Origin of the sequence: Sphingopyxis sp., from assembly GCF_036402335.1 — a bacterium.
Classification (GTDB): domain Bacteria; phylum Pseudomonadota; class Alphaproteobacteria; order Sphingomonadales; family Sphingomonadaceae; genus Sphingopyxis.
The window spans coordinates 1-9,126 of the sequence record NZ_DASWTD010000259.1 but is presented as its reverse complement, the minus strand read 5'-3'; the positions used below and the strand labels follow the sequence as shown (position 1 = coordinate 9,126).

Genomic DNA, 9,126 nt, shown 5'->3' with positions numbered 1-9,126 from the left:
TGCGCCCAAAGAGTGACGGGTGCGGCGAGAGCGAGCGCCAGCGCGGTCCCGCGCAGGGCTTTGGTCGAAAGTCGCATGGTGGGTCCCCTCATCAGATGTTTCGTCTCGTTTTAGTGGTCTTGGCCAAGCGCGAAGCGCATGCCGTGCAGGATCGCGGCGGGTGCCGCCGAAACATGGTCGTCCTCGGCGAAGGCGACATGGCGAACCGAGGTAATGCCCGCCTCGCCGAGAGCCGTGGCGAACTCGTGCGCGGCATCGACCATACGGGCGGCACGGATCTGCGCCTGTGCCTCCTCCAGCGTCAGGCCGATACCGTCGGGTATGCTGGTCGGCAGGTCCTGCTCCCTCGCGCCGACATCGACGAACACGCGGGGCTGGCGGGGCAGGGCGGCGATCCGCTCGCCGAGCAACGGCAGCTCGCGCAGGATCGCGAAGCCGTCCCACCAGAGCGACGGACTGCTGACGATAAAGGCCGAGAAGCTGTCGGGCTGGACGAGCAGCGCGTGCGCCGCGAACAGCCCGCCGAGCGAATGGCCGAACAGGATTTGCGGCCCGCCCGCGGTTTGCGGATAGCGGGCGGCGATCCCGGGACGCAGCTCTTCGACCATGAAGGCCAGGAACCTGTCGGCACCGCCGCTCCCGGCGCCTCCGATCGTTTCGCCCATGCCGCCGAGGGCCCGCAAAGCTTCCTCGCCGATCGGCGGAGCGAGGTCGGCCGTGCGAAGCTTCAGGACATCGGAATAGGCGGCGTCATAGCCGATGCCGACGACATAATGCGCGGGAAAGGCGGCGACGCTCGTCACCGCGCGTGCGATCTCCGCCGCCATGCCGAACAGCAGGTCGCCATCAAGGACATAGAGAACGGGGACGGCCGCGCCGGGCGCTGGCACCGTCGGCGCCGCGACGCTGATCGTCAGCCCCCCTTGGCCCGACGGATGGGGAAGGGTGAATTGTTCGAGAGATGCACGCACCGGAAATGGCATCGATCTTCTCCCGGCGGGCATGCGCTCGACAGTCCGCCCGCTGCGATTGCAATATCTCTACCCCATTTACAATAAAGTCAACTTGTTTTAATAGTTCGACCATGAGCCGCACAACGGCCGGGACGGAGAGCGATATGAACGACAGTAGCGACAGTCCCGGTCGGGCCGGACATCCTGCGACGACCGCCGTTTCAGCTACGCCCGCCCGCTTGGCCTGGTACGGGCTGGGCGTCTTGCTGATGACGACGCTTTTCGCCTTTGTCGTGCGCCAGATGCTCAGCCTGATCGCGCCATCGCTGCAGGTATCGCTGGGTTTCACGGACCTCCAGCTTGGTATGCTGCAGGGACTCGGCATGGCGGTGTTCGCCAGCGTGGCCAGCTATCCGATGGGATGGCTCGCCGACCGCTTCGGGCGTCGCCTGATCCTGGCGCTCGGTGTCGCTTGCTGGTCGCTCGCCACGGCGCTCTTCGCGTTCCAGAATGGCTTTTGGGGTTTGTTCGCCGCGACGATCGGGATCGCGATCGGCGAGGCGGGGCTGGCACCGATCGTCTTTGCCCTGATCCCCGATCTGTTTCCGGAAAGACAGCGCAATACCGCCAATTTCATCTTCTACGGCGGGTCTCTGCTCGGCGCGGGGCTGGGAATGGCGCTTGGCGGCGCGCTGCTCCAATGGCTGGCGGGTGCAGATGGCACCTTTCCGGACTGGATTGCCGGCTTCGACAGCTGGCGCCTCGCGATGATGCTGATCGCGCTTCCGGGGTCGATTTTCTTCCTGCTCGTTCTGACGATGCCGCTCGGCAACCGCCACGGCGCCGCCGGAATTGCGGTCGAAGTCGATCCGGCGGGCGAGCGCGATTTCCTTCCCTATGCGGCCGCGCACTGGCGCACCCTTGCCTGCATCTTCGGCTCGATCTTTGCGATGGCGGTTGCGATGACCTCGGGGGTGATGTGGTTTCCCCTGGCGCTGCCCCGCGCTTTCGGGATCGACCCCGCGACGGTGGGCGTCGGGCTCGGCACCGCGATTACGGTCGCGACGCTCGCCGGCGTGCTGCTCGCGCCGCTGACGCTCAGACTGCGCCGGGGCGACGCCGATCTCGACCCCGTCAGGGTCGCCGCGATCTTCGTTGCGCTGACCCCGCTGCCCGCCGCCTTGCTGCCGTTCACGACATCGGCCTTTCAGGCCTATTGCATCGCCGCGATGCAGGGCGCGCTGGGCATTGCCGCCTCCTCGCTGATGCCCGGCGTGCTCCAGAATCTGGCGCCCGCGCATCTCCGCTCGCGCGTTCTGGCGTTGCTCGGCATCGTGAATGCCCTGGCGCTCGCTGTTTCTCCGCTCGCGATCGGGGCGATCTCGGGGCTGATCGAGGGGCCGCGCGGCATGCTGAACGCGATAACGATCGTCAGCCTGCCGTCGTTGATCGCCTCGGCGCTCCTGATGGCGCTCGCACCTCGCCCTTATGCCGCTACCTTGGGGGCAATTCGGCCCGCACTCTCGAAGGACCCATCATGAACATGAGATCATCCGCCCCGATGGACATGACCGGCATGCGCGAGGCGATGGCATCCGGCCGCGCCACTGCGTCGGGGCTCGTCGATCAGGCGATCGAGCGTGCCGAAGCGGTCAATCCGCAACTCAACTTCATCGCTTGGCCTACCTTCGAGCGCGCCCGCACGCAGGCTCGGGCGCCGCGATCGGGTCCACTCGCCGGCGTGCCTACACTGATCAAGGATATGCTGCCCGAAGGCGGGATACCCGCCAGTTTCGGATCGGCCGCGCTGCGCGATTTCGTGCCGCCCGACGATGCCCCCTATGCGCAGGCGATGACGGGTGCCGGGCTGATCTCGATCGGGCGTTCGACGATGCCCGAACTCGGACTGAACGCGGTTACCGAGTCGCCGCTGTTCGGCCCGACGCGCAATCCGTGGAACCCCGATCATACGCCGGGCGGCTCGTCGGGGGGCGGCGCGGCGGCGGTAGCGGCGGGTGTGGTACCGATCGCGCATGCCAGCGACGGCCTCGGCTCGATCCGTCACGGCGCCGCGCCTTGCGGTCTCGTCGGGCTGAAGCCGTCGCGGCGCCGCAATGCCGGCGAGGAAGCGTTTCGTTCGATTACCGATCTGACCGTGAACGGTTGCGTGAGCCGCACGGTGCGCGACACCGCTGCGTGGCTCGAAGCGACGCAGACGCGCGACCCGGATTGCCTGCCGCCGGTTCCGCCGGTGACCGCGCCGGTCGATCGCCGCCTGAATATTCATGCCTATAGCCGCGTGATGCGGACCGGCGATCTTCCCGATGCCAGCGTCCAGCGCGTTTTCGAAGAGGCGCTCGCGCTGCTGGGCCGTCTCGGCCACAAGGTCGCGGATGCCGACCTCCCCTTTGACGGGCCGGTCGCCATGGAACTGCTCGGCACGATCACCGAAGGCATGTTCTGCCGCCGTCTCGGCATGTTGTCGCAAGCCATCGGGATCGCGGTCAAGGCTGACGACCTCGAACATCGGTCGGCGACGCTGATCGCGGCGGGCGAGGCGATCAGCGACGACCGCTTCGCGTCGGCCTGGACATCGATGGAGGCTGTCGTGGCTGCCTATCTCGCCCGGCTCGAGCGGATCGATATCTGGATGACGCCGACGCTCAGTACCGAGATTCCGCGCATCGGCGTTTTCGGACCCGATGTTTCGTGGGCCGATCAAAAGGACCCGCTGATCGACTATGCGGGCTATTGCTGGATCGACAATTTTGCGGGAACGCCGTCGATAAGCCTGCCGATCGGGTTCAGCAAAAACGGACTGCCGGTCGGTATCCAGTTCGCGACGCGTCCCGGCGGAGAGGCTTTGCTGCTGGCGCTCGCCTATCAGCTCGAAGCAGAACTTCAATGGCAGCAGCATATCCCGCCGATCTGGATCGGGGACCGGTGATGGCGCCAACGTTCGGGGAGGTGCTCAAGGCCAGAGCCGCAAGCGATGCAGGAGACGACGAAGCGATCCGTTACCCTGACGGTGCCGTCAACTGGCGTGAATTCGAAATCCGAACGGCGGCGCTTGCACGGCGGTTGATCGATCGGGGCGTGAAGGAAGATGATCTGGTCGCGGTGGCGCTTCCCAATGGCGTCGATCATCATATTGCCAGCTTTGCCGCTTGGCGGGCAGGGGCGACGCCCTGCGTTCTGCCGGCGAAGCTTCCCGGGCACGAGTTCGCGCAGTTGATCGAACTTGCTCGTCCGCGTGTCCTGATCGGTGACGGCGAGGTGCCGGACGCGGTGGTCCGGATCGATCCCGATGCCGGAAACGCGCCGGTCGATCTGGCCGAAGACGTGGCGGCCGCCAACTGGAAGGCGGTCACCAGCGGCGGGTCGACCGGCCGGCCCAAGCTGATCGTCGATCATGCGGAGGCGCGTTTCGGCGAGCGGCTGGCGGGCATTTGCGAGCTGACAGATATGCCGCGCGGCGGCGTGATGCTCAATCCAGGGCCGCTCTATCATAACGCGCCCTTTCTATTCACGAGCCTGGCGCTGCTGTGCGGCACAAGGGTCGTCGGTATGAGCCGTTTCGATGCCGAGGAAGCGCTGCGCCTCATCGAAAGCGAGAAGGTTGAATGGGTGTGCATGGTTCCCACCATGATGCACCGCATCTGGAGCCTGCCCGCCGGGGTTCGGGCGCGGTATGACCTTTCGTCGCTGCGACGGGTGTTGCACCTCGCGGCCCCCTGTCCCCCTTGGTTGAAGCGCGTGTGGATCGACTGGCTGGGCGCCGACCGCATCATCGAAATCTATGCCGGGACCGAAGGCCCGTCGACGATGATCACGGGCGAGGAATGGCTCAGCAAGCCGGGTTCCGTCGGAAGGGTTACGCGAGACAGCGTCTCGATACTCGACGAGACGGGGGCAACATGCGCGCCGGGCGAAGTGGGCGAAATTTTCTTTGCTCCCGAGGCGGCCGAACGCTTTCACTATATCGGTGCCGACCGCCGTACCGACGAAGCGGGGCGTATGTCGCTCGGGGACTTGGGCTATCTCGACGAGGACGACTATCTCTTCCTGTCCGACCGGCGCACCGATCTGATCCTTCGCGGGGGCGCCAATATCTATCCGGCAGAGGTGGAGGCCGCCTTGATCGAGCATCCGGCGGTGACCGATGCGGTTGTTGTGGGATTGCCGTGCGACGAGCTTGGAGCTCGCGTCCACGCGATCGTCCAGCTGGCCGGAAATGTATCGGTCGAGGCGATCGATGGCTTCGTTCGCGGGCGGATTGCCGGATATAAATGCCCCACAAGCTATGAGACAACCGACGCTGATTTACGCGATGAAGCCGGCAAGGTTCGGCGCTCCGCGCTGCGGAAGGAGCGGCTGGCATAGCTGGTTGCCGTTTGGCTCTTCCGGGCAAGAAGAGTTTCGACGCGATGGGACAGGGAGAGAATGTGCGTCGAGATTGTCGATGATTTCAAGCAAATCGTTGTAAATAATAGAAAAAATTTACAAATCGGTGACCGTCCCTATTCCCACTCGATCGTGCCCGGCGGCTTCGACGTATAGTCATAAACCACGCGGTTGATGCCCTGCACCTCGTTGATGATGCGGGTGGCGCAACGCGAGAGGAAGCTGGCGTCGAACGGGTAGATGTCGGCGGTCATACCGTCGGTCGAGGTGACGGCGCGCAATGCGCAGACATGATCGTAGGTGCGGCCGTCGCCCATCACGCCGACGGTCTTGACAGGGAGCAGCACCGCGAACGCCTGCCAGATCGCATCGTAGAGACCCGCATTGCGGATTTCCTCGAGATAGACCGCGTCGGCCTTGCGCAGGATGTCGCAACGCTCCTTGCTGACTTCGCCGGGGATGCGGATCGCGAGGCCGGGACCGGGAAAGGGGTGGCGGCCGACGAAGATGTCGGGCAGCCCGAGTTCCTTGCCGAGCAGGCGGACCTCGTCCTTGAACAGTTCGCGCAAGGGTTCGACGAGCTTCATGTTCATGCGCTCGGGCAGGCCGCCGACATTGTGGTGGCTCTTGATCGTCACGCTCGGTCCGCCGGTGAAGCTGACGCTCTCGATCACGTCGGGATAGAGCGTGCCCTGCGCGAGGAAATCGGCGCCGCCGATCTTCTTCGCCTCCTCCTCGAACACGTTGATGAACTCGGCGCCGATGAACTTGCGCTTCTTTTCGGGGTCGGTAACCCCCGCGAGGCCAGCCATGAAGCGTTCTTCGGCGTCCACGACGACGAGCGGAATGTTGTAGTGATCGCGGAACAGGCGCTCGACCTGCTCGCGCTCGTTCATGCGGAGCAGGCCATGGTCGACGAAGACGCAGGTGAGCTGCTCGCCGATCGCCTCGTGGATCAGCACCGCGGCGACCGCGCTGTCGACCCCGCCCGACAGGCCGCACAGCACGCGCTGGTCGCCGACCTGCGCGCGGATTTCGGCGATTTTCGTGGCGCGGAACTCGGCCATCGTCCAGTCGCCGCTGCAGCCGCAGACGTGGCGGACGAAGTTCGCGATCAGCTTGGCACCATCCGGGGTGTGGACGACCTCGGGGTGGAACTGCGTGCCGTAATAGCGGCGCTCGTCGTCGGCGATGAGCGCGAAGGGCGCGCCGTCGCTGATCGCGACGATGCGGAAGCCGGGAGCAAATTGCGTCACGCGGTCGCCGTGGCTCATCCATACCTGATGGCGCTCGCCGACCTCCCACAGGCCGTCGAACAGCACGCAGGGTTCGGTGACGGTCAGGAAGGCGCGGCCGAATTCGCCGTCGCGTTCCCCATCTATGCCGCCGGGTTCGACCTGTCCGCCGAGCTGCTGGCTCATCACCTGCTGGCCGTAGCAGATGCCGAGGATGGGGAGACCGCTGTCGAAGATCGATTGCGGTGCGCGCGGGCTGCCGGTCGCAGGGACCGATGCGGGCGAGCCGGAGAGGATCACGCCCTTGGGCTTCATCCGCTCGAGCGCCGCCTCGGCGGCGCTGAACGGGACGATCTCGCTATACACGCCGGCTTCGCGGACGCGGCGGGCGATGAGCTGGGTCACCTGGCTGCCGAAATCGACGATCAGGATGGATTCGCCGATATCGGCTTTGGACGGAGCGGAGGAGTCGGGAGTCGTCATGGGTGGCCGATAAAGAGGCATCGCCCCGCTGTCCAGCGGTCGATATCGGCCGCCCGTCGAACGGGCATGGCCTCGACACATTGTTGCGACAATTGCGCGACATAGATGAACCGCGAACAAAGCGCGGGGTCAGCGAGCGTTAAGCCCTGTCATGCAAATAAAAACTGAAGACAGATAAAGAAACAAAGGTTCTCCCCGATGAATAACATCCGCCTCTCCATTTCCGCGCGCGCCGCCCTGCTGGCGGCCGGGGCCTCGTTCGCGCTGCCGGCGATGGCCGAGGCGCCGATCGGCCCGCCCGCTGCGGCAGCGGTGGCCGAACAGCCGGCCGAATCCGCCGTCGCTGCGCCCGAGGATGTCGAGGACGCCTATGACGATTACAGCGAGGACGAGATTGTCGTCACCGCGCCGCGCCTCGCCGGGCAACTCGACACCGACATCAAGGCCGAGGCCGAACTCGATGAGGCGGCGATCGCGAGCTATGGCGTGTCGAACGTTTCCGAACTGCTCGACGCGCTCGCGCCGCAGACGCGCTCGGGCCGCGGACGCGGCGGCGGGCGACCGATCATCCTCGTCAACGGCCGCCGCATCGGGGGGTTCGGCGAAGTGCGCAACCTGCCCCCCGAAGCGATCGCCAAGGTCGAGGTTTTCCCCGAGGAAGTCGCGCTCCAATATGGCTATTCGGCCGATGAGCGCGTCGTCAACATGGTGCTCAAGCCCAATTTCCGCCAGATCGCGGTCGAGGGCGAGGGCGGCATCCCGACGCAGGGCGGGCGGTTCCAGAGCGAGATCCAGCCGAGCTTCCTGGCGATCGGCGACAATGGCCGCCTCAACGTCAATGCCGGCTGGGATCACAAGTCGATGCTACTCGAGAGCGAGCGGGGCCTCGACTATGCTTCCGACGCGGCCGGCCAGGCCTTGGCCGCGGGGGCTGCGGCACGCAGCCTGCTCGGCGCGTCCGACGAATATTCGATCGATGCAACGATCCAGCGCAGCCTGAACAAGGTCACCGACGCGTCGGTCAATGTCCGCCTCGACCAGACCGACACGCTCTCGTTGCTCGGTCCCGGGCTGGGGGGCGTCGGCGACCCGCTCGAACGCGACAGCCGCGCGCGCAACCTCACCACCACCGCCAGCGTCAACGGCATGCTCGGCGACTGGCGCTGGTCGGTGTCGGGCAATTATGCCGACGCCGATCAGCGCACCTATACCCAACGCGTCATCCGGGACGATCAGGGAACCATCCCGCCCTTCGAAACCACCGACCGCTTCGACAGCAGCCAGCAGACCTTCGGCGCCAACGCCAACCTCTCGGGCACGGTGACCGAGGGCTGGGCCGGGCCGATCCGCGCGTCGATCACGGGCAGCTATTCAGGACTCCGGTTCGACAGCCGTTCGGACCGGTCGGGCGACATAGTCACGACCGAGCTCGCGCGCGACCTGCCCAGCGTGTTCGGATCGCTGACCGTGCCGCTGCTCGATCCCGAATATGAGGTCGGCAATATCGGCCGCGTTTCGCTGACGCTGAGCGGTCAGGTGCAGAATCCCAGCGATTTTCAGGCGCTCAAGAGCTGGGGGGCGAACCTCAACTGGGGTGTCACCGACAATCTGTCGCTGATCGCGAGCTTCAACCAGGACGAGGCTGCTCCGGGAATCCAGCAGCTCGGTGCCGCACCGCTGACGACCGACGGGGTGACATATTATGACCTGCGGAACGGCGAAACCGTCCAGATCTCGACGATCACCGGCGGCAACCCCTTCCTGCTCGCCGAGCAGCGCCGCGATTTGAAGCTCGGGCTCAACTGGTCGCCGCCGATGCTCGAGGGGCTGAACCTTTCGGTCAATTACAACAGCAACAAAAGCTATGACACGGCGAACAATTTTCCCCTGCTCACCCCCGAAATCGAGGCCGCCTTCCCCGATCGCGTGCAGCGCGACGAGAATGGCGTGCTGCTGGCGATCGACCAGCGGCCGGTCAATTTCGATCGCGCCGAAAATTCGCAGATTCGCTGGGGCCTCAACTTCGGCAAGAGCTTTGGCCAGCAGCAACA

6 protein-coding genes are annotated in these 9,126 nt (G+C 65.5%); 4 read left to right on the top strand and 2 right to left on the bottom strand.

Annotation, left to right across the window (positions count from 1 at the left end):
- Positions 1 to 110: 110 nt before the first annotated feature.
- Positions 111 to 983, bottom strand: a complete 873-nt coding sequence (locus VGD20_RS08150) for an alpha/beta hydrolase (RefSeq protein WP_331133967.1) — start codon at positions 981 to 983, stop codon at positions 111 to 113.
- Positions 984 to 1,117: 134 nt separating this feature from the next.
- Here VGD20_RS08150 and VGD20_RS08145 point away from each other — a divergent pair, with 134 nt between their 5' ends.
- The 3 genes from VGD20_RS08145 to VGD20_RS08135 are packed head-to-tail and all read left to right on the top strand — an operon-like array spanning position 1,118 to position 5,336.
- Positions 1,118 to 2,494, top strand: coding sequence for an MFS transporter (locus VGD20_RS08145; RefSeq protein ID WP_331133966.1), 1,377 nt, complete (start codon positions 1,118 to 1,120; stop codon positions 2,492 to 2,494).
- Positions 2,491 to 3,900: an amidase gene (locus VGD20_RS08140; protein WP_331133965.1), complete on the top strand. Its 1,410-nt coding sequence runs from the start codon at positions 2,491 to 2,493 to the stop codon at positions 3,898 to 3,900. Before VGD20_RS08145 ends, VGD20_RS08140 begins: the two co-directional genes overlap by 4 nt.
- The gene (locus VGD20_RS08135; protein ID WP_331133964.1) at positions 3,858 to 5,336 is read left to right on the top strand and encodes an AMP-binding protein; all 1,479 of its coding nucleotides are present in this window, start codon (positions 3,858 to 3,860) and stop codon (positions 5,334 to 5,336) included. Before VGD20_RS08140 ends, VGD20_RS08135 begins: the two co-directional genes overlap by 43 nt.
- Positions 5,337 to 5,473: 137 nt before the next feature.
- Here the strand turns inward: VGD20_RS08135 and guaA are convergent, their stop codons facing one another.
- Positions 5,474 to 7,075: a glutamine-hydrolyzing GMP synthase gene (guaA, locus tag VGD20_RS08130; RefSeq protein ID WP_331133963.1), complete on the bottom strand. Its 1,602-nt coding sequence runs from the start codon at positions 7,073 to 7,075 to the stop codon at positions 5,474 to 5,476.
- Between the two features lie 198 nt (positions 7,076 to 7,273).
- Here guaA and VGD20_RS08125 point away from each other — a divergent pair.
- Positions 7,274 to 9,126: ABC transporter ATP-binding protein (locus VGD20_RS08125; protein ID WP_331133962.1), on the top strand; the 1,853-nt coding region annotated here is incomplete at its 3' end.

Excerpts from the sequence above, each read along its gene's own strand:
- VGD20_RS08150 (WP_331133967.1), bottom strand. The coding sequence starts at position 983 with ATGCCATTTCCGGTGCGTGCATCTCTCGAACAATTCACCCTTCCCCAT.
- VGD20_RS08145 (WP_331133966.1), top strand. The coding sequence starts at position 1,118 with ATGAACGACAGTAGCGACAGTCCCGGTCGGGCCGGACATCCTGCGACG.
- VGD20_RS08140 (WP_331133965.1), top strand. The coding sequence starts at position 2,491 with ATGAACATGAGATCATCCGCCCCGATGGACATGACCGGCATGCGCGAG.
- VGD20_RS08135 (WP_331133964.1), top strand. The coding sequence starts at position 3,858 with ATGGCAGCAGCATATCCCGCCGATCTGGATCGGGGACCGGTGATGGCG.
- guaA (WP_331133963.1), bottom strand. The coding sequence starts at position 7,075 with ATGACGACTCCCGACTCCTCCGCTCCGTCCAAAGCCGATATCGGCGAA.